16 protein-coding genes are annotated in these 19,085 nt (G+C 66.0%); 5 read left to right on the plus strand and 11 right to left on the minus strand.

Annotated elements, in window-relative coordinates; all coding sequences use genetic code 11:
- Positions 1–196: 196 nt before the first annotated feature.
- Positions 197–1,954, minus strand: coding sequence for an ATP-dependent nuclease (locus BLW05_RS34780; protein ID WP_093169431.1), 1,758 nt, complete (start codon positions 1,952–1,954; stop codon positions 197–199).
- Positions 1,955–2,493: 539 nt separating this feature from the next.
- On the opposite strand from BLW05_RS34780, the gene BLW05_RS37005 reads away from it, so the two are divergent.
- A complete protein-coding gene (locus BLW05_RS37005) occupies positions 2,494–3,234 on the plus strand; it encodes a ParB N-terminal domain-containing protein (protein WP_371127022.1) in 741 nt (246 codons plus the stop codon).
- A gap of 72 nt (positions 3,235–3,306) precedes the next feature.
- Positions 3,307–4,170, plus strand: coding sequence for a PA0069 family radical SAM protein (locus BLW05_RS34790; RefSeq protein ID WP_256330645.1), 864 nt, complete (start codon positions 3,307–3,309; stop codon positions 4,168–4,170).
- Here BLW05_RS34790 and BLW05_RS34795 read toward each other — a convergent pair.
- The 3 genes from BLW05_RS34795 to BLW05_RS34805 form a co-directional block, all read right to left on the minus strand.
- The gene (locus BLW05_RS34795) at positions 4,121–5,578 is read right to left on the minus strand and encodes an efflux transporter outer membrane subunit (protein WP_093169435.1); all 1,458 of its coding nucleotides are present in this window, start codon (positions 5,576–5,578) and stop codon (positions 4,121–4,123) included. The two genes, BLW05_RS34790 and BLW05_RS34795, sit on opposite strands and share 50 nt — an antisense overlap.
- Before the next feature lie 112 nt (positions 5,579–5,690).
- On the minus strand, positions 5,691–6,899 hold the full coding sequence (locus tag BLW05_RS34800; protein ID WP_093169436.1) for an efflux RND transporter periplasmic adaptor subunit: 1,209 nt from the start codon (positions 6,897–6,899) through the stop codon (positions 5,691–5,693).
- Between the two features lie 4 nt (positions 6,900–6,903).
- Positions 6,904–10,074, minus strand: coding sequence for an efflux RND transporter permease subunit (locus tag BLW05_RS34805; protein ID WP_371127023.1), 3,171 nt, complete (start codon positions 10,072–10,074; stop codon positions 6,904–6,906).
- Between the two features lie 126 nt (positions 10,075–10,200).
- Here BLW05_RS34805 and BLW05_RS34810 point away from each other — a divergent pair, with 126 nt between their 5' ends.
- Positions 10,201–10,701 carry a gluconokinase gene (locus BLW05_RS34810; protein WP_256330646.1) on the plus strand — a complete coding sequence of 167 codons (501 nt, stop codon included), beginning with the start codon at positions 10,201–10,203 and terminating at the stop codon, positions 10,699–10,701.
- A 12-nt stretch (positions 10,702–10,713) separates the two neighbouring features.
- On the opposite strand, the gene BLW05_RS34815 is transcribed toward BLW05_RS34810, so the two are convergent.
- The 5 genes from BLW05_RS34815 to BLW05_RS34835 all read right to left on the minus strand — a co-directional run bounded on the left by BLW05_RS34815 (position 10,714) and on the right by BLW05_RS34835 (position 15,088).
- Positions 10,714–11,337 (minus strand): 3'-5' exonuclease, encoded by a 624-nt coding sequence (locus BLW05_RS34815; protein ID WP_093169440.1) that lies wholly within the window; start codon positions 11,335–11,337, stop codon positions 10,714–10,716.
- A complete protein-coding gene (fghA, locus tag BLW05_RS34820; protein WP_093169442.1) occupies positions 11,338–12,204 on the minus strand; it encodes an S-formylglutathione hydrolase in 867 nt (288 codons plus the stop codon).
- Positions 12,201–13,103 (minus strand): alpha/beta fold hydrolase, encoded by a 903-nt coding sequence (locus BLW05_RS34825; RefSeq protein WP_371127021.1) that lies wholly within the window; start codon positions 13,101–13,103, stop codon positions 12,201–12,203. Before BLW05_RS34825 ends, fghA begins: the two co-directional genes overlap by 4 nt.
- A gap of 55 nt (positions 13,104–13,158) precedes the next feature.
- The gene (locus BLW05_RS34830; RefSeq protein ID WP_093169446.1) at positions 13,159–14,004 is read right to left on the minus strand and encodes an amidohydrolase family protein; all 846 of its coding nucleotides are present in this window, start codon (positions 14,002–14,004) and stop codon (positions 13,159–13,161) included.
- Between the two features lie 61 nt (positions 14,005–14,065).
- The gene (locus BLW05_RS34835; RefSeq protein WP_093169447.1) at positions 14,066–15,088 is read right to left on the minus strand and encodes an aldo/keto reductase; all 1,023 of its coding nucleotides are present in this window, start codon (positions 15,086–15,088) and stop codon (positions 14,066–14,068) included.
- A gap of 67 nt (positions 15,089–15,155) precedes the next feature.
- On the opposite strand from BLW05_RS34835, the gene aroQ reads away from it, so the two are divergent.
- Both aroQ and BLW05_RS34845 read left to right on the plus strand, forming a co-directional pair.
- On the plus strand, positions 15,156–15,611 hold the full coding sequence (gene aroQ, locus BLW05_RS34840; protein ID WP_093169449.1) for a type II 3-dehydroquinate dehydratase: 456 nt from the start codon (positions 15,156–15,158) through the stop codon (positions 15,609–15,611).
- Positions 15,611–16,246, plus strand: a complete 636-nt coding sequence (locus BLW05_RS34845; RefSeq protein ID WP_093169450.1) for a DNA-3-methyladenine glycosylase I — start codon at positions 15,611–15,613, stop codon at positions 16,244–16,246. Before aroQ ends, BLW05_RS34845 begins: the two co-directional genes overlap by 1 nt.
- A gap of 15 nt (positions 16,247–16,261) precedes the next feature.
- Here BLW05_RS34845 and BLW05_RS34850 read toward each other — a convergent pair whose 3' ends face one another.
- Complete coding sequence (locus BLW05_RS34850) at positions 16,262–17,779, minus strand: SpoVR family protein (protein ID WP_093169452.1); 1,518 nt, start codon at positions 17,777–17,779, stop codon at positions 16,262–16,264.
- The gene (locus BLW05_RS34855; RefSeq protein ID WP_177142961.1) at positions 17,776–19,062 is read right to left on the minus strand and encodes a YeaH/YhbH family protein; all 1,287 of its coding nucleotides are present in this window, start codon (positions 19,060–19,062) and stop codon (positions 17,776–17,778) included. Before BLW05_RS34855 ends, BLW05_RS34850 begins: the two co-directional genes overlap by 4 nt.
- Positions 19,063–19,085: the final 23 nt, after the last annotated feature.

The raw sequence follows: 19,085 nt of genomic DNA on the forward strand, positions 1-19,085 counted from the left end.
AGCGCTCGACAGCATCGAGGTCAACGACCGTCTCGCCCAGATCAAGCTATGAGCCGCTGACGGCCCGTCAAGAGGGCCTTGGTCGCCCGCTTACGGACAAAGCGACACCTCATTGTTCCGAGTGCCGCCCGTACAGGAAGCACAGGGGAGCCTTTTCCCGAATTGCGATTCTTGAATCGGGTCGGAGAGTTCGCTCCTACATCCACATTGCTAGGTCGTGGATGTCCTGTGGTCTCTGGGCATGATTCAGGTTGCCGTTAGCGACCACGCTGTTGAGGAAATTGATTCGGGCCGTATCGTTCTTACCAATGCCTAGGTGAGCTTCAATCGCTCCCGCAGACCACACCCAGATGTCCTGTGCGCGGAGCGTCTGGGCAATGTTGGCTACTTCGTGTGGCATCGCAGCCGCCATCCGTTCGAAGGCCTCGGCGGGCGTGAGAGCTGAGAAGTTTCCATGTTGGTCCTTCTTTGCCGGAAGACCGCCGCTATCAAGGTAGAAGCCGAGTGGGGCTGCGTTGCCTGCAAACCAAGTCTTGCATGCTGCGAGCGACGTGTCGCCGGGCGGGATGAGTCCTGCGCCTGCGCCTGCGGCTATCCGGAAAGCAAAATCGAGGTCGGCGAGCGCCTTCGGATGAAAGCCAACAGCTCTGAGGATTTGCATCATCGGCAGCAGTGCGGAACTGCCAAACCCAGAAACGATGCACCCTTTGTCGTGGGCATAGGAGTGGCCACGCAAGGTCTGATAAAGCTGCGGTAGGAGCATCAGTTCCGTCTTGCCTTCGACCAACAACACCCTGTCGGAGAACAAGAGGTGCGCGGCTGTTTGCAGTGAGAACACAGCCTCAGCGTGATGCGGATGCGCGGCCAGGTCGTTTGCGGCCGACAGGAGCTTCTGGCGCGCAGCGGTTCTGCCAGCCGCGTCCTTGTGAATCATCAGGGCTTGAAGTGCGTGCGTTCTCCCTATGAGGAGCGGGGAATGCGTCGAGAAAATGACCTGAAAGTTTTGCGTTGAGAGTTGAAGAAGTGCTTCCCGCAGGAGCTCAATTGCCTGGGGGTGCAGGTAGAGTTCTGGCTCGTCAATCAGGAGTACAACAGTGCCAGCGGGGTTGCCCGCTGCCGGTCCGGTGAGGTCGGCCAGTAGCTTGATTAGTGCCATGTTGGAGCTCCGCTGCGCCCCATGCCCAAATGATGCGAACGGCCGAGGAAAGCCTTGGACGTCTGAGAGCGTCACGGTCGAAGACTTGAACAGGTCTTCGAAGTTGGGAGTGCCAAAGTTCAGGTGAAGCGACAAGCCAGGAAAGAACGACGCGATTGCCGCCGTGGCCTCTGCCTCGAACTCTCCCAGCTCAACCAACCGGTTTGCGCCGTTGAGATGCCCGGATACCTGGGCCAGCGATGCTTGCACTTGATTCAGTGCAGCTGCGTTGTTCGCGTTGATGCGCGCAAGGACCTGCTTGAGCAGCAGGCCAAGTGTGTTCTTTGCACCGAACTTGCTGACGTCCTCGCCTGCGTCTTCCATGGCAGCAATGTGCAGAGGCTCTGGAAACAAGACGCCTAGCGCGGTATCCAGGCCGGCCGGGTTGTCTACCCATGCGTTTGCTTGGAAATTGAAGACGTCGATTCGTATCTGAGCGGCGGTGCTGCCAGGAGAATCTTGCCTGCGTCGGCACTTCAACGCTCCGCCATGCAGGTAGGGTGCGACCGCCTGCTGTTGGTTGGGCGGAAGGAGGTTCAGGTTCACGTTGTCTATGACGCCTTCTACCGTTACAGGCATTGCCGCGTCATGGAACATGTGACTCGGAAGGACGCTCTTCTTGAGAAGCCAGTTGATGGCCCGAAGGATGTTGGACTTCCCTGAATTGTTGTAGCCAACGATGGGATTGAACCCGCTGAGCGGAACGGTCAACGCGTGGCACGAACAGAAATTGTTGATGGTTACTTCAGATAGACGCATGTGTGTAGTTGGGTAGCACGGGCTCCCGGTCGACGCTGTTTCGACGGCAGCAGTCACCGAGCGGAGCGACTTTGTTTGGGGCGGGTGCCCGACCGTCAGGACAAGGGAGCCGGCAAGCGTCTGGTCGAGTTGCTCGCCGCAGGAGCCGCATCGCCTGAGGCGAAATAGCTTGCGCTTCGTTACATCTTAAATCGGCAGTCGCATGGTGCCCACAGAACCGCAATACGCACCAAATACTGTGGTGCGCATGCTGCGCACTCGACTGCAAGTCTTTGAATAAGTAGGATAGATTCAAATCATTGCTAGTTCGAGGGGTTTGATTCGGTAGGATGAAATCAAAAGACGGTACCGAGACCTTGCGCGGAGGTGCTCGCGCAGGTGCTGGTAGGAAGCCAGTGCTGCAGGCAACGCAGAAGCTCAGCGTGTCGGTGGACTCCCAAACAGCAGAGGCCTTGCTTAGGCTCGGCAATGGCAAAGCCAGTGCTGGAGTCAGGGCGGCGGTTGCAATTGCTACTGACTCAGCTCAAGCGAGCCGGTCGATGATTCCCGCAACGAGTGAGCTCTCGCGGACCGGGCTCCAGACTTCCGGTCGTTGGAGGCTGGAAAGCAATCAGTCGACTGACATTGGCGAAGAGTGGCCAAGACGAGACGAAGTGGCCCTGGTTGACCCGGCCAATGTCACCGTGCACCGGTTCCACGGTCGCCACGCGAGCGCCCTCGAGTCGGATGCCTTGCAAGAGTTCAAAGCATCAATACTTCGCCGCGGGGGGAATGTCCTTCCCGTTTTGCTCTTCAAGGGAAATGGTGGACAGTTAGAACTGATATTTGGACGCCGTCGGCTCCGAGCTGCGTATGAACTCGGAATACCAGTCACGGCGGTGATTCAGGAATGGAGGTCAGACGTCGAGGCGGTCCGGGCGATGGCAGTCGAAAGCCGAGGGGGTGACCTCCCATGGTCGGTTTTTGAGCGCGGGACGATGCTGAAAGGTTGCCTAGAAGGCGGCCTTTACCCTTCAATAAGGAGGGCGGCGGAGGACCTGGGTTGGTCCTTGAGCGAAGTGAATCAGGCTTTGGCCGCAGCGGAGTTGCCGCCAGAGTTGATTGCCGCGTTTCGGACGCCTTCAGACTTGGCGGGAGAGTGGGTGCTGCCACTAGCCGAGGCGTTGGGTCGAACTCCGCTAGCCGTTCTGGCCACCGCCCGTGGATTCGCCACTGGCGCAAAAAGTGGCTCGCCTCGCACTCGGTACCTCGACTTGAAGCGGTCGGCGGTGCGAGTCTGATGACCGTTTTTGTGCCGAGTCAGCCGAACTTCCCCCGTGCCCGCGGACTTGTTGCGTAGCAGTTACAATCCGGTGAACAAAAGTCCTTGGCGCATAAACGTCGGCTGCATTTATTGCTTCGCTCGCCCCACGCACAGCTATCTGAACCTTTCACCGGGACTCGATTTCGAGACCAAGCTGATCGCCAAGCGCAACGTCGCCGAACTGCTTCGGGTGGAGTTGGCGCGCAAGAGCTACAAGCCCAGCCCGATCATCATCGGCACCGCGACCGACTGCTACCAGCCGATCGAGCGCGAGTTGCGCCTGACGCGATCGGTGATCGAGGTGCTGAAGGACGCACGCCACCCCTTCGGCATCATCACCAAGTCCAGCGCGGTCGAGCACGACCTCGACCTGATCGCGCCGATGGCGGCCGACCATCTCGCGGCGGTGTACGTGACCATCACCACGCTCGACGGCGAGCTCGCGCGCAAGCTCGAGCCGCGGGCGGCCGCACCGCATCGTCGGCTGCGGACGCTGCGCACGCTGGCCGAGGCGGGCGTGCCGGTCGGCGTCAGCGTCGGGCCGCAGATCCCGTTCGTCAACGAAGACATGGAGCAGGTGCTAGAAGCCGCCTGGGACGCCGGCGCGCGCAGCGCTTTCTACACGGTGATTCGCCTGCCGTGGGAAGTCGCGCCGCTCTTCAAGCAGTGGCTCGAACTGCACTACCCGCAACGCGCGGGCCGCATCATGGAACGCATCCGCGAGATGCGCGGCGGCAAGGACTACGACGCCGATTTCGCGACGCGCATGAAGGGCAGCGGCGTATGGGCCGACCTGATCCGCCAGCGCTTCGAGAAAGCGACGAAGCGCCTCGGCTTTTCCAACGACCGCACGCCGCTGGACCTCAGCGCGTTCCGGCCACCTGGCGCAGAGGGGCAGGGCAGCCTGTTCTAGCGTCTGCGGCGGTGCCGCTTGACTCGACGCCGCACCAGTCGCCACCGAGCGCCTTGACGAGGAAGACCGAGGTCTGCATGCGCTGCCCATTGATCTGCGCCGCCTGCCGCTCGGTCGTGAGCAGCGCCTGCTGCGCGGTAATCACGTCGAGAAAGGTCGATGCGCCGCCCTGGTAGCGGCCGGCCGCCATTTCGAGCACGCGGCGCGAGCTCTCGACCGCCGTCTGCGCCTGCGCCGATGCGCGATCCAGCGAGGCGAGGCCGGTGATGCCGTCCTCCGCTTCCTGGAAAGCGGTGAGGACGACGCGCCTGTAGCCGGCCACGGTGGCGTCGTAGCCCGCCTTGGTGAAGTCCACGTTGGCGCGGATGCGCCCGCCGTCGAAGAGGGTCTGCGTGGCGGTCACGCCGAGCGACCAGAGCAGGCTCTGGGAGTCGAACAGGCTGGACAGCATGCGGCTGTCCACGCCGACTGACGGCAGCAGCATCACGCTCGGATAGAAGGCGGCGCTCGCCACGCCGATCTGCGCGTTGGCGGCGGCCATTGCGCGTTCTGCGGAGGCCACGTCCGGCCGCCGTTGCAGCGCTTCGGACGGAATGCCGATCGGAATCGCCGGCGGCAGGAGCGGCTTCACATCGGCCGCGACCGAGAACGACGGCGCGGGCGTGCCGGTCAGCGTCGCAAGCGCGTGCTCGTACTGCGAACGCTGCTTCCTGAGCACGTCGACCTGCGCCAGCGTGTTGTCGAGCAGCGCCTGCTGCTGCGCCACGTCGAGCCCGGAGACCGCGCCGAGATCGTGCCGGTCCGTCACGAACTGGAGCGCGCGGCGCTGCAGCGCGATCGAGCGCGCGAGCACGTCGAGCTCGATGTCGGTCGAGCGCAGGTTGAAGTACGCCGAGGCCACGTCGGTCGTCAGCAAGAGCCGCGTGTTCTCGAGGTCGGCGGCCGACTGCGCGGCGGAGGCGGTGGCGGCCTCGACGGAGCGCCGCACGCGGCCGGCGAGGTCGAGCTCGTAGCTGGCGGTGAGGTTCAGCGCGAAGTCGTTCTGCACCGTCGAATAGTTGGGTGCCGCGTAGTTGGTGAGCGGACGGTTCGCCGAGATGTCGAAACGCTGCGCGCGTGCGCCGACGCCCACTTGCGGGTAGCGGCCGGCGTTGGCGCCCGCGAGCGTCGCGCGCGCCTGCGCGAGCCGGGCGCTCGAGAGTTCCAGCGTCGGGCTGTTGGCGAGCGCCCTCTGCTGGAGCGCATCGAGTTGCGGATCGCCGAAGCGCAGCCACCACGGGCCCTTGTCGTCGGCGTCGCCCGGAACGGCCTGCTTCCACGGCTCCTCGAGCTGCCAGCTCACCGGGATGTCAACGGCAGGTGCCTTGTAGTCCGGCCCTGCGGCGCAGCCGGCCAGGAGCGCGGCCATGGCCCACGAAGCCAAGGCACCCGCGGAGCCGGCTTTGCCGGGCCGCTGGGTGCGCCCCCTCGAGGCGGTGTCAGAGCCACACGAAGTGGGCGAGGCTGGGGGTGGGCTCATTTCAGGCAGATTCCTTCGCGATCACCACGACGTCGCCATCGGCGAGCGAATCGGAAGGATTGAGCACGAGCCGGTCCGCCGGGCCGAGACCGTCGATCACCTCGACCGTCTCGCCGTAGTTGCGCCCGAGCGTGACGCCGCGCAGCTTCACTTTGCCTTGTGCATCCACCACTGCGACGCGCGTGCCTTCGGCGCGGAACAGCAGCGCATTCGCCGGGATCGTCAGCGACTGGCTCGCGGCCATCGGGAGCGACACCTGCACGTAGGCGCCGGGCAGCAGCGTGCCCTCCTTGTTCGGCAGCGAGACTTCGACCTGCATCATGCGCGTGGCGGTGTCGATCGCACCCGAGGTCCGCGCCACCTCGCCCTTGAACGTCTGGCCGCGCAGCTCGGACTGCGTGACCACCACCGGCTGCCCCGGCTTCACGAGCTGCGCATAGGCCTGCGGCACGTTGATGTAGACGCGCAGCGGGTCGGTCTGCGCGAGCAGAAACAGCGCGCGCCCGCTGCCGGCATCGATGAGATCGCCCACATCGACGTTGCGGCGGGTGAGCACACCCGAGAACGGCGCGACCACGCGCTTGAAGCCTTCGGTCTGCCTGAGCCGCTGCACGTTGGCATCTGCGGCCGCGAGGTTGGCGGTGGCCTGCGCGAGCGCGCTGCGTCGTTCGTCGAGGTCCTGCTGCGAAACCACGTCCTTCTGACGCAGGCTTTCCCAGCGCGCGACGGTGCTCTTGGCGAGTTCGAGGCTCGATGCGGTCTGCTGCCGGGCGGCGATGGCCTGCGAAAGCTGCTGGTCGATCTCCGGCGTGTCGAGTTCGGCGAGCAGTTCGCCCTTCTCGACATGGCTGCCGATGTCCTTGGTCCAGCGCTTGAGGTAGCCGCTCGCGCGCGCCGAGATCGGCGACTGCACATAGCCCTGCAGCGTGCCCGGCAGCGCCAGCGTCTGGCCGGCGGCGGGCGTCTGGGGCAGGGCGGTCTTCACGTACTGGGCGGCGCGTTCGGCGGTGCCGGCCTGGAGTTCGCGCGCATTGCCCATGCGGACGAACACGGTGCGCGCGCCGCCTGCGACGAGGACCGCGAGCACGATCCAGACCGCAATGCGGGTGCGGCGCACGATCTGCCGCCGCTTGAGCAGTTCGTGATGCTCGCCGTCCTCTTGGGCGGCGATCGGGTGGATGGCCAATGCCGCGTGGCGTTGCTCCGTCATGGGGTCAGGTCTCCTGGGGCTGCGCCCCGAGCGAGGAAGGTGTCGTGGTGGCGCTGGCCGCCTTGCCTGCATTGCGGTGGGCACGGCGGCTGTGGATTTCGGCGAAGACCGCCGGCACGAAGAACAGGGTCGAGACCGTCGCGAACAACAGGCCGCCGATGACCGCGCGGCCCAGCGGTGCGTTCTGCTCCGCGCCTTCGCCGAGGCCCAGCGCCATCGGGATCATGCCGATGATCATCGCCAGCGCGGTCATCAGCACCGGGCGGATCCGTGTCGCGCCGGCTTCGAGCGCGGCCGACAGCGGCGGCGCGCCGGCCGCGAGCCGTTCGCGCGCGAAGGCCACCAGCAGGATGGAGTTCGCGGTCGCGACGCCCATGGTCATGATCGCGCCGGTCAGGGCCGGCACGCTCAGCGTGGTGCCGGTGATGAACAGCATCCACGCGATGCCGGCCAGCGCCGCGGGCAGCGCGGTGATGATGATGGCGGCATCGAGCCACGACTGGAAGGTGACCACGATCAAGAGATAGACCAGCACGATCGCCATTGCAAGCCCGACGCCGAGGCCGATGAAGGACGACTGCATCGTCTGCACCTGCCCACGGATCGCGACCTGGCTGCCGCGCGGGAGGGTGGGGCGCATCTCGTCGACCAGCGCCTGCACTTTCGAAGCCACGCTGGCAAGGTCGGTGCCCTGCACGCTCACATAGACGTCGACCACCGGCTGGATGTTGTAGCGCGAGACGATGGCCTGTTGCCGCCCGGCCTGCGCGTCGACGAGATTGCCGAGCAGTTGCGGCGCGCCGCCGGCTGCGGCGGTCGCGCCGGTACCCACTGGAATGTTGAGCAGCGAATCGAGCGAATCGACCGCGTACTGCGGCGACTGCACTGCGATGTTGTAGACCACGCCGTTCTGCGGATTCAGCCAGAACGCCGGCGCGGTCTGCGAGCTGCCCGACAGCGCGATCAGCACGTTCTGCCCGACGTTCGATGCGGTGAGGCCGAACTGCTGCAGGCGCGTGCGGTCCATCTGCAGGTTCAGCCCGGGGCCGTCGAGCCGCTGGTGCACGTGGGAATCGACCGCGCCGGGGATCAGCCGGATCTTCTTGGTCAGCTCGGCTGCGCGCGCCGCGTTGGCGTACACGTCGTTGCCGCTGAACTGCACGTCGATCGCCGCAGGCAGGCCGAAATTCAGGATCTGCGTGACGATGTCCGCGGGCTGGAAGAAGAACTCCGTGCCGGGAAAGCGCTTGGGCAGCTCCGCACGCAGCAGCGAGACGAACTCCTCGGTCGGCCGGTGGCCTTCGCGCAATGACAGCAGGATCTCGCCGTCCAGCGTCCCGATGGTGCCCGCGTTGCTGTACGACAGGTTGATCCCGCTGTTGGGCACGCCGAGGTTGTCGAGGATGGTTTCGAGCTGGTCCTTCGGGACGAGCTCGCGGATGGCGGCCTCGACCTGGTCCGCGAGCCGCGCCGTCTCCTCGATGCGGGTGCCGGTCGGCGCACGCATGTGCAGGCGGATCTGGCCGGCATCCACGTTCGGGAAGAAGTCGCGTCCCAGCACCGGGAAGAGCGCGCACGACAGCACGCAGAAGCCCAGGAACAGCGCGATGAAGCGTCCGCGCCGCGACAGCACCGCCGACAGGGCCAGCGTGTAGGCGCGGCGCACGCGCTCGAAGCGGCGGTCGAAGTTGCGGTACACGCGCTGCAGCAGGCTCGGCCTGGCATGAGGATCGGCCTTCGCGTGCGCCCCGCCCATCAGCATCATCACCAGCGTCGGCACCAGCGTGCGCGACAGCAGGTAGGACGCGGCCATCGCGAACACCACCGCCATCGCGAGCGGCACGAACAGGAACTTCGCCACGCCAGAGAGGAAGAACATCGGCACGAACACGATGCAGATGCACAGCGTGGAGACGAAGGCGGCCGGGCCGATCTCGCCGGCGCCGATCAGGATCGCCTCGTTCAGCTCCGTGCCCATGTGCAGGTGGCGCTCGATGTTCTCGATCGTCACGATCGCCTGGTCCACCAGGATGCCGACCGACAGCGCGAGGCCGCCCAGCGTCATGAGGTTGAGCGTCTGCCCGAGCGCGTAGAGCGCCAGGATCGACGCGAGGATCGACAGCGGAATGGTCAGCGCGATGATCAGCGTGCTGCGCCAGTTGCCCAGGAAGAGCAGCACCATCGCCGCAGTGAGCGCGGCGGCGATCACCGCCTCGAACACCACGCCCTGCACCGCGGCCTTGACGAACACCGACTGGTCGAAGAGCGGCGTGATCTTGATGTCCTGCGGCATGCTCTGCGCCGCCACCGGCAGCAGCTTGTGCAGGTCGGAGACGATGTCCAGCGTGGATGCGCCGCCGTTCTTGAGCACCGACAGCAGCACGCCGCGCACGCCGTCCTGCCGCACCACGTTGGTCTGCGGGGAGAAGCCGTCGCGCACGTACGCCACGTCGCGCAGGTAGGTGGTGGCGCCGCCGGTGGTGCGCACCGGCAGGTCGTTGAGCCCGGTGATCGCTTCCGGCGAGCCGTTCATGCGCACGCTGTACTCGGTGGCACCGAACTTGGCGGTGCCCGAGGGCAGGATCAGGTTCTGCACATTGATCGCGTTGACCACGTCCGCCGGCGAAAGCCCGCGCGCCTGCATCGCCTGCGTGTCGAGGTCGACCGAGATCAGCCGGTTCTTGCCGCCATAGGGAAAAGGCACCGCGGTCCCGGGCACCGTGATGAGCTGCGGCCGCAGCTGGTTGATCGCGGCGTCGAACAGTGCGTTTTCGGGTCGGGTCGGGCTTGACAGCGCGAGCTGGATCACCGGGATGCTCGATGCCGAATACTTGATGACCAGCGGCGGCGTGATGCCCGGCGGCAGCTGCCGCACCTGCGTCTGCATCGAGGCGACCACCTGCGCGATCGCGGTCTCGATGCTGGCGGTCGGCTGGAAGAACACCTTGATCACCGTCACGCCCGAGAGCGACTGCGATTCGATGTGCTCGATGTCGCTCACCGTCGTGGTGAGGCTGCGCTCCGTCTGCCCGGCGATGCGCTGGCCCATCTCCTGCGCGGGCAGGCCCCCATAGTTCCAGATGATGCTGATGACCGGGATGTTGATTTCCGGAAAGATGTCGGTGGCCATCCGCATCAGCACGAACGGCGTCGCCAGCACGATCAGCATCGCCATGACGATGAAGGTGTACGGGCGTCGCAACGACAGTGGTACCAGCGACACGATCTGTTACTTTCGTTCTAGAAGGCCGCCATGATAGGCAGAGTTCGAAAGACAATGCCGACGATGCAAGAGCTTTACATGCCCGAAACAAGCGCCCGCTGGCTGGTCGTCATGGGCGTGTCCGGATGCGGCAAATCGAGCCTCGGCGCGGCGCTCGCGCGGGAACTCGGGCTGCCGCTGATCGAAGGCGACGACTTCCACGCGCCCGAAAGCGTTCGCAAGATGCGCGCCGGGGTCGCACTGACTGATGCCGATCGCGCGGGCTGGCTGTCCCGGCTCGGCCACGAACTCGCCGGTCACGACAAAGGCGTCGTGCTGACCTGCTCGGCGCTCAAGCGCGACTACCGCGACCGGCTGCGCGCCGCGCGGCCGGGACTGCGCTTCGTCTTCATGGCGCTGTCGCGCGAAGAGGCGGAGCGCCGCGTCGCCGAGCGGGCCGCAGTCCACATGTTTCCGGCCAGCCTCGTCGCGAACCAGTTCGCGACGCTGGAGTCACCGGTCGGCGAGCCCGGCGTGCTGGAGGTGGATGCCACCGCGCCGCTCGAACGACTCGTGGCGCAGGTGCGCGACTGGCGTTGAAGGCTGGCGGACTCAGCTGCCGGGCGGCCTGAGCCCGAGTGCATCGAACACCCGGATCGCCGCATAGGCATCGTTGCCCGCGTATCGCAGTTGCGCCGGCGTCAGTTGCTGGTTGGCCCAGTTGGACGTGGTCGCCTTGCGCGACTTGATGAAGCGACGGTCGAACATCAGCGCCACGGCGGTTTTCACGCCGACGGACTTGCGATAGCCGCGGCGGCGGAATTCGACGTCGAGATCGAAGACCGCCTGCGGCTCGATGTCGAAACGCTGGCGGATCAGGCTCAGGTCGCCGGAAAGCCCGAAGCCCACCTTCAGCAGCGCCGGAGACGTGAGCAGGTTGGCGAGCGCGCCATGCAACGCGGCGCGGTGCGACTGGAAAAGCCACGCAGCGCCCGGCGTCGCGAACTGGAGCACATGCGGGCCGGTCGACACCTCGAACTTCGCAAAAGTGGGCTTCGATTCGGTATCGAAGCCGACCACGCCGGCGGCCAGCAGGGCCGCGGTGGCGGTCTCGGCATCCTCCGGCGTCTCGACCAAGCGGATCTCCGGCAGCCCGAGGCCGACGAAGGGCTCGAGTAGTGCGATCTGCTCGCGTTCGGGCAGCGGCGGGGGCAAAGGCGCGCGATGGGCGGGCATTCAGGCCTTCAACACCTTGGCGTGATGCGCGAGGTGGTCGCCGATGAAGGTCTGGATGAAGTAATAGCCGTGGTCGTAGCCCTCATGCCGGCGCAGCGTGAGCGGCTGGCCGGCGGCGCGGCACGCGGCTTCGAACAAGTGCGGGTGCAACTGCTCGGCGAGGAATTTGTCGACCAGCCCTTGGTCGACGAGGATGCCAGCGGGATAAGGCGGCGCGGTCTGCGACTGCATCAGCGCGCAGGCGTCATGCGCGAGCCAGATTTCGTCGTCGCCGCCGAGGTAGCCGCGGAAGGCCTTTTGGCCCCACGGGCACTGCGTCGGCGCACAGATCGGCGCAAGTGCCGACAGCGACCGGAACCGGCCCGGATGCCGCAGCGCCAGCGTGAGCGCGCCGTGGCCGCCCATCGAGTGGCCGAAGATCCCGATGCGCTTGCCGTCGATGGGCATGCCGTGCGTCGCCAGCGGCAGCAGCTCGTTGACGATCCAGCTTTCCATGCGCCAGTACTCGTCCCAGGGCGCGGCGGTGGCGTCGAGGTAGAAGCCTGCGCCGATGCCGAAATCCCAGCTCGCCGTCGCGCCTTCGATGCCTTCGGGACCGGTGCCGCGCGGACTGGTGTCCGGAGCGATGAGGGCCAGTCCGAGTTCGGCGGCGAGGCGTTGCGCGCCGGCCTTGATCATGAAGGTCTCTTCGTTGCAGGTCAGGCCCGCGAGGTACACCAACGCCGGCACCGGGCCGCTTTCGGCCTGCGGCGGAAGGAACACCGAAAAGCGCATCGGCAGGCCGATCTCGCGCGAGTCGTGTTCGTGGAAGCGTTGGATGCCGCCAAAGCAGCGGTGTTCGGAAAGTGTCTTCAGGCTGTCTGTCATGTCTTGAGGTTGGGGGTGAGTTCGAGCACCGCGTCGGCAAACACGCGCGGAACCTCCTGCGGCATGTTGTGGCCGACGCCAGGCACCACGCGGTGCGAGCGCGGCCCGGCAAAGCGGTGCGCATGCGCCGATGCATCGGCCGGCGAACGGACGCCGTCATCGGCACCGTCGAAGGTGATGGCCGGCACGGTGATCACCGGCTGGCTGGCGAGCTTCGCCTCGATGTCGGCATAGGCCGGATCGCCCGGCACGAGGCCGAAGCGGTGGCGGTACGAATGGATCACCACGTCGACGAAGTCCGGGTGGTCGAAAGCCTCGGCGCTGCGCTCGAAAGTCGCATCGTCGAAGCGCCAGGTCGGCGACCAGAGCCGCCACAGCAGCCGCGCGATGCCGCGCCGGTCGGCCGCGAGCCCGGCGCGTCCACGCTCGCTGTGGAAGTAGTACTGGTACCAGAGCCGGTGTTCGTTTTCGGCACCATCCGGCTGCATCGCCTTCGAGATGTCCTGGATGTTGTAGCTGTTGTAGGAGACCAGCCCCGCGCACCGCCCGGGCCAGAGCGCCGCCACGACGCAGGCGGCGCGGCCGCCCCAGTCATAGCCGGCGAGGACCGCCTTCGGGATCGCGAGTGCGTCGAGCAACGCGAGCAGGTCCGCGCCGAGCGCCGCCTGTTCGCCCGAGCGCGGCGTCGCGTCGCTCACGAAACGTGTGCCGCCGTAGCCGCGCAGGTACGGAACGATCACGCGGCAGCCCGCGGTCGCGAGCATCGTCGCGACGTCGACATAGCTGTGGATGTCGTACGGAAAGCCGTGCATCAGCAGCACGGGCGGGCCTTCGGACGGGCCGGCCTCGAAGTACGACACGTCGAGCACGCCGGCTCGGATCGTGTGCAGCGGGCTCATGCGCGGATTCATCTGGAATGGAGGATTGGGATGCGGGGCGGTCGCCGCCGAGGCGTCACTTTATGCCATAGAAGGTCGCCGCATTCGTGCCCAGGATCTGCTCCTGCTCGAGAGGAGAAAGGCCGGCCAGCAGTTCATGTGACGCCGCATGCCATCGGCCATAGCTGCCCGCGAGATTGAGCACCGGCCAGTCGCTGCCCCACATGAGTCGCGAGGGGCCGAAATGGCCGATGAGGTGGTCGACGTAAGGTCGCAGCGCGGCCGCATCCCAGTCGGCGCCGGCCTCGGTCGCAAGTCCCGACAGCTTGCAGCTCACGCGGGTGGACTGCGCAAAGGTCGCGATCTGGCTCGCCCATGGCTCGAACCGGCCATGCGCGATGTCGGGCTTGGCCGCGTGGTCGATCACCATCGGCAGCAGGGGATGGCGCAAGGCGAATTTCGTCGCGGCGTCGATCTGGTGCGGCTTGATCAGCAGGTCGAGGCAAAGGCCCAGCTCGGTCATGGTCCGGATGGCCGGTTCGAGGCGTGCATCGAGGATCCATTCCGGGTCCGGCAAGTCCTGCAGCATCGGGCGCAGGCCCTTCAGCAAAGGCTCCTGTGCGAGGCGGCTGATGCGGCGGGGTGCATCGTCGGCGGCGAGGTCCGTCCAGCCGACCACCGCACGGACGCGGCTGGCGGGATCAGCCGCGATGCCGAGCAGCCGAGCGGTCTCGGCTTCGGACGGCGCGGCCTGGACGAGCACGGTGGCGTCGATGCCGGCGTCGTCCAGCAACGGCGCGAGATCTTGCGGCGCGAAATCGCGATAGATGGCGCGCAGTTCGGGCGTGTCCTGCAGCCAGCCGTAGTCGCGGTGCGCGAGCGACCAGTAATGCTGGTGGGCATCGACGCGGACGACGCTCATCGAGAAACCTCCGTGCTCCGCACTGCGGTGCGAGCCCCCTTCGGAGCGGCCTGGCGGGGGCTCATGGCCAACTCCCCGGTGGCAGGCCGGCGGGCAGCAGCCCTTCGACCATCAGCGCTTCCCACAATGCCGCGGGGATCGGCGCGTCGCGATGCGCGATGCTCTGCGCGATCTCGGCGGCGCTGCGGGCGCCGACCACCACGGCCGCCGCGCACCGGCAGGCCATCGCGAACTGCAGGGCGGCGGCCGGGAGCGCCACGCCGAACTCGTTGCAGATGCGAGCGATGTGCGCGGCCTTGTCGCGAACCTGCTGATCCGCCGGCTGGTAGTCGAAGCGCGCGTCCGCCGCAACACCGGAGGCGGTCGCCAAGATGCCCGAATTGAACACGCCCGCGAGGATGAGTCCGACGTCCCTTGCGACGCATAGAGGCACCAGCTCGGCCGCGGCGGAATTGTCGAGCAGCGTGTAGCGCCCGGCGAGCATCAGGCAGTCGAAATCGCCTTCGACGATCGCGTCGCGGCAGGCCTGCCACTCGTTGACACCGATGCCGATCGCGCCGAGCACGCCTTCGCCCCGCAACCGGTGCAGCGCGCGGTAGGCGCCGCCCATCGCTTCGCGGAAACGTGCCGGTTGCCCGTCGCCGTGGGTATGGCGGTCGATGTCGTGGATGAAGGCGATGTCGATGCGGTCCACCCCCATTCGTTGCAGGCTGTCGTCGATCGATCGCAGCGCGCCGTCGAAGCTGTAGTCGAAGCGCGGCGCGAAGGGCAGGCCCCGCACGTAGCCGTCGCGTTCGGCGGGCGGATCAGGGTCGGGGCTCAGCAGCCGGCCGACCTTGGTCGACAGGACGAAGCTGTCGCGCGGATGGTCCCGCAGGAACCGGCCGAGGCGCACCTCGCTGAGCCCGTGGCCGTAGAGCGGCGCGGTGTCGAAATAGCGCACGCCGAGTCGCCAGGCCATGTCGATGGTCTGCAGGGCCTCGTCGTCGCCCAGCGGGGCGTACAGGTTGCCCAGCGGCGCTCCGCCCAGGCCGAGGCGCAAGGGGCCCTGAAAGCGGTCGAGAACGGCATTCTTCGGTGGCATGCCTTGTTGTACTCCGGATCGGTGTCTTCCGTGGTGGTGAGGGGCCACACCTGATAAAAAGCAGTTCATGAAAAAGATCCTCGTCCTCAACGGCCCCAATCTCAACCTTCTCGGCACGCGCGAACCCGCGCAGTACGGCTACGAGACACTCGCCGACGTCGAGCGCATGTGCGCGGAAACCGGCGCAAAGCTCGGCGTGGAGATCGAATGCCGCCAGTCCAATCACGAGGGCATGCTGATCGACTGGATCCACGAGGCGGGCCGCGAGGTCGCCGCGGGCCGCATGCTCGGCGTGGTGATGAATCCTGGCGCCTACACCCACACCTCGGTCGCGCTGCACGATGCGATCAAGGGCGCGAGCGTTCCGCTGATCGAGCTCCACATCTCCAACGTGCATGCGCGCGAGGAATTCCGGCATCACTCCTACATCTCGCCGGCGGCGCGCGGGATCATCGTCGGGTTCGGCGTGAAGGGCTATCCGCTCGCGATCGAAGCGCTGGTCCGTGTGAGCGACGCCGCCTGATGGGCGCTCAAGCCGGGCTTTTCGAAGCGGCTGACGGCGCGCTGCGTTGCCGTTGGTGCGAGTCGACGCAGGCCTACCAGAACTATCACGACAGCGAATGGGGCTTCCCGGTCACGGACGACCGGCGGCTTTTCGAGAAGCTGTGCCTCGAAGGCTTCCAGGCCGGGCTGAGCTGGCTCACCATCCTCAACAAGCGCGAGGCCTTCCGGAAGGGCTTCGCGCAGTTCGACGCCGAGAAGGTGGCGCGCTTCGGCGCGAAGGACATCGAACGGCTGCTGGCCGATGCCGGCATCGTGCGGCACCGGGGCAAGATCGAGTCGGCCATCAACAATTCGAAGCGCGTGCTCGAATTGCGCGACGAATTCGGTTCGCTCGCCGCCTACGCGTGGCGGTACGAGCCGGATCCGGCATCGCGCCCCGAGGTGCTCACGCACGAGGCGTTGCGGGCCATGACCACCTCGCCCGAATCGGTGGCGATGTCGAAGGACCTGAAGAAGCGGGGCTGGAGCTTCGTCGGCCCGACCACGGTCTACGCCTTCATGCAGGCGATGGGGCTCGTCAACGACCACATCGAGGGCTGTCACGCGCGCGAGATCGCGCTGACCGCCCGCGCGAAGCTCAAAGTCCCGCGCTGAGACTTATCCGCCGCGCTACGTCGCCTGCGGACCGGACACCTTGCGGTGGCTGATGCGCCCCTGGCTGTCGACGCTTTCGAGGTGCACGTCGAAACCCCACAGCCGGGCCACATGCTTGAGCACTTCCTGCGAATCGTCGTGCAGCGGACGGTTGTTGTGCTGCGTGTGGCGCAGGGTCAGTGAGCGGTCGCCGCGCAGGTTCACGCTCCAGACCTGGATGTTGGGCTCGCGGTGGTTGAGGTCATATTGCCGCGACAGGGCCTCGCGCAATTGCCTGTAGCCGCTGTCGTCATGGATGGCGGAAACCTCGAGCTCGGATTCGCTTTCCTTGTCGCTGATCGCGAAGAAGCGGAAGTCGCGCATCAGCTTCGGCGACAGGAACTGGCCGACGAAGCTCTCGTCCTTGAAATTGCGCATCGCGTAGTCGAGTGACGTCAGCCAGTCGGAGCCCGCAAGGTCAGGGAACCAGCGCTTGTCCTCCTCTGTCGGCTTCTCGCAGATGCGGCGCAGGTCGGTGTACATCGCGAATCCCAGCGCGTAGGGGTTGATGCCGCTGTAGGCGCGGTGGCCGATCGGCGGCTGGAACACGACGTTGGTGTGCGACTGCAGCCATTCCATCATGAAGCCGTCCGCCAGCAGGCCTTCGTCATAGAGTGTGTTGAGCAGCGTGTAGTGCCAGAAGGTGGCCCAGCCTTCGTTCATGACCTGCGTCTGCCGCTGGGGATAGAAGTACTGCCCGATCTTGCGCACGATGCGCACCACTTCGCGCTGCCACGGTTCCAGCAATGGTGCGTTTTTCTCGATGAAGTAGAGCAGGTTTTCCTGTGGCTCGGCCGGGAAGCGCTGCTTGGCGGCTTCCTCTTCTTCGGCGGAGCGGGCGCGCCGGGGCAGGGTGCGCCAGAGGTCGTTGACCTGTTGCTGCAGATGATGCTCGCGCTCCTCGCGGCGGGCCTGTTCCTGGCTGAGCGACAGCTTCTGCGGGCGGCGATAGCGGTCGACGCCGTGATTCATGAGCGCGTGGCAGGAGTCGAGCAGGTCCTCGACCGCCGAGACGCCGTGGCGCTCCTCGCATTCGGAGATGTAGTTCCGCGCGTAGACGAGGTAGTCGATGATGGACGACGCATCCGTCCACATCTTGAAGAGGTAGTTGCCCTTGAAGAAGCTGTTGTGGCCGTAGGCGGCGTGCGCGATCACCAATGCCTGCATCGCCATGGTGTTCTCTTCCATGAGGTAGGCGATGCAGGGGTCCGAATTGATGACGATCTCGTAGGCCAGGCCCATGTGGCCGCGGCGGTAGTTCTTCTCGGTCTGGATGAACTGCTTGCCGTACGACCAGTGCCGGTAGATGACTGGCATGCCGACGGAGGCGTAGGCATCCATCATCTGCTCGGCGGTGATGATCTCGAGCTGGTTGGCGTAGGTGTCGAGCTTGTAGCCCCTGGCCACGCGCGCGATCTCTGCGTGGTACTGCTCGATGAGTTCGAAAGTCCAGTCGGACGGGCTGGGCAAGTGCGTCCGGGTCTTTTCGTTCACGCCGTTCCTCTCTCTTTCTTGAACAGCTCGCGGAACACCGGGTAGATGTCCTGCGCATCAGAGACCTTGCGCATCGCGAAGTTCTTGTGCGACTCGAGCAGCGCCGTGTATTCCTCCCACATGTTCTGCTCGGCTTCGGCCACCTGCACGTAGGCGTAGTAACGCACCAGCGGCAGCAGGTGGTCGGCCAGCAGCTCGCGGCAGCGGCCGCTGTCCTGGTGCCAGTTGTCGCCGTCGCTGGCCTGCGCCCCGTAGATGTTCCAGTCGGTGCTCGGGTAGCGCGCCCGGATGATGTCGAGCATCAGCGTGAGAGCGCTCGACACAACGGTGCCGCCGGTTTCGGTGGCATGGAAGAACTCCTCTTCCGACACCTCGGCCGCCTGCGTGTGGTGGCGGATGAAGACGAGGTCAATCTTCTCGTAGTGCTTCGTCAGGAAGAGATACAGCAGCATGAAGAAGCGCTTGGACATGTCCTTGCGCGCTTCATCCATCGAGCCCGACACGTCCATCAGGCAGAACATCACCGCCTTGGCGGAGGGGACCGGGACCCGCACGCGATTGCGATAGCGCAGGTCGATCGGATCGAGGAAGGGCACGTGCTTGGCCTTGCTGCGCAGTTCTTCGAGCTTGGCCTCCGTTTCGCGAATCTCGCGCTGCACCATCGCATCCGCCACCCGCGGGCTGCGCTGCAGGTGAAGCAGGTGCGCTTCGAGTTCACGGATCTCGCGGCGCGAGTCTCCGCCCAGCGCAATGCGCCGCGCCAGTGCGCCGCGCATCGAACGCACCACGTGCAGATTGCTGGGGTTGCCGTCGCTGACGAAGCCGGCGCGGTGGCTCTTCCATTCGGGCACTTCCGCGAGCTGTGTGCGGATCAGGTGGGGAAGGGCGAGGTCCTCGAAGAAGACCCGCATGAACTCTTCCTTGGTGAGGCGGAAGACGAAATCGTCCTCTCCCCCTTCGCCATCGCCCGCCTGCGAGCCGCTTCCCGAGCCGGCACCGCCGCCCTGCGGTCTTTCGATGCGGTCACCCTTGACGTACTCGCGATTGCCCGGATGCACGTATTCGCGGTCGCCGCCCTGGCCGTGACCGAACACCGGCTCGGAGACATCGCGCTTGGGCAGCGTGATGTCCTCGCCCTGTTCGAGATCGCGGATGCCCCGGCCACTGACCGCGCGGCGAACGGCCTCCCCGATCTGCTCGCGGTAGCGCCGCAGGAAACGCTCGCGGTTGCCGATGGACTTGTTCTTTCCTGACAACCGGCGGTCGATGATCTGCTGCAGCATGGCCACGGCCGGACCTCCTTCCC

Origin of the sequence: Variovorax sp. YR216, assembly GCF_900107745.1 — a bacterium.
Taxonomy (GTDB): Bacteria; Pseudomonadota; Gammaproteobacteria; order Burkholderiales; family Burkholderiaceae_C; genus Variovorax.

Excerpts from the sequence above, each read along its gene's own strand:
- BLW05_RS34780 (WP_093169431.1), bottom strand. The coding sequence starts at position 1,954 with ATGCGTCTATCTGAAGTAACCATCAACAATTTCTGTTCGTGCCACGCG.
- BLW05_RS37005 (WP_371127022.1), top strand. The coding sequence starts at position 2,494 with ATGATTCCCGCAACGAGTGAGCTCTCGCGGACCGGGCTCCAGACTTCC.
- BLW05_RS34795 (WP_093169435.1), bottom strand. The coding sequence starts at position 5,578 with ATGGCCGCGCTCCTGGCCGGCTGCGCCGCAGGGCCGGACTACAAGGCA.
- BLW05_RS34800 (WP_093169436.1), bottom strand. The coding sequence starts at position 6,899 with ATGACGGAGCAACGCCACGCGGCATTGGCCATCCACCCGATCGCCGCC.
- BLW05_RS34805 (WP_371127023.1), bottom strand. The coding sequence starts at position 10,074 with ATGGCGATGCTGATCGTGCTGGCGACGCCGTTCGTGCTGATGCGGATG.
- BLW05_RS34810 (WP_256330646.1), top strand. The coding sequence starts at position 10,201 with ATGCCCGAAACAAGCGCCCGCTGGCTGGTCGTCATGGGCGTGTCCGGA.
- BLW05_RS34815 (WP_093169440.1), bottom strand. The coding sequence starts at position 11,337 with ATGCCCGCCCATCGCGCGCCTTTGCCCCCGCCGCTGCCCGAACGCGAG.
- fghA (WP_093169442.1), bottom strand. The coding sequence starts at position 12,204 with ATGACAGACAGCCTGAAGACACTTTCCGAACACCGCTGCTTTGGCGGC.
- BLW05_RS34825 (WP_371127021.1), bottom strand. The coding sequence starts at position 13,103 with ATGAGCCCGCTGCACACGATCCGAGCCGGCGTGCTCGACGTGTCGTAC.
- BLW05_RS34830 (WP_093169446.1), bottom strand. The coding sequence starts at position 14,004 with ATGAGCGTCGTCCGCGTCGATGCCCACCAGCATTACTGGTCGCTCGCG.
- BLW05_RS34835 (WP_093169447.1), bottom strand. The coding sequence starts at position 15,088 with ATGCCACCGAAGAATGCCGTTCTCGACCGCTTTCAGGGCCCCTTGCGC.
- aroQ (WP_093169449.1), top strand. The coding sequence starts at position 15,156 with ATGAAAAAGATCCTCGTCCTCAACGGCCCCAATCTCAACCTTCTCGGC.
- BLW05_RS34845 (WP_093169450.1), top strand. The coding sequence starts at position 15,611 with ATGGGCGCTCAAGCCGGGCTTTTCGAAGCGGCTGACGGCGCGCTGCGT.
- BLW05_RS34855 (WP_177142961.1), bottom strand. The coding sequence starts at position 19,062 with ATGCTGCAGCAGATCATCGACCGCCGGTTGTCAGGAAAGAACAAGTCC.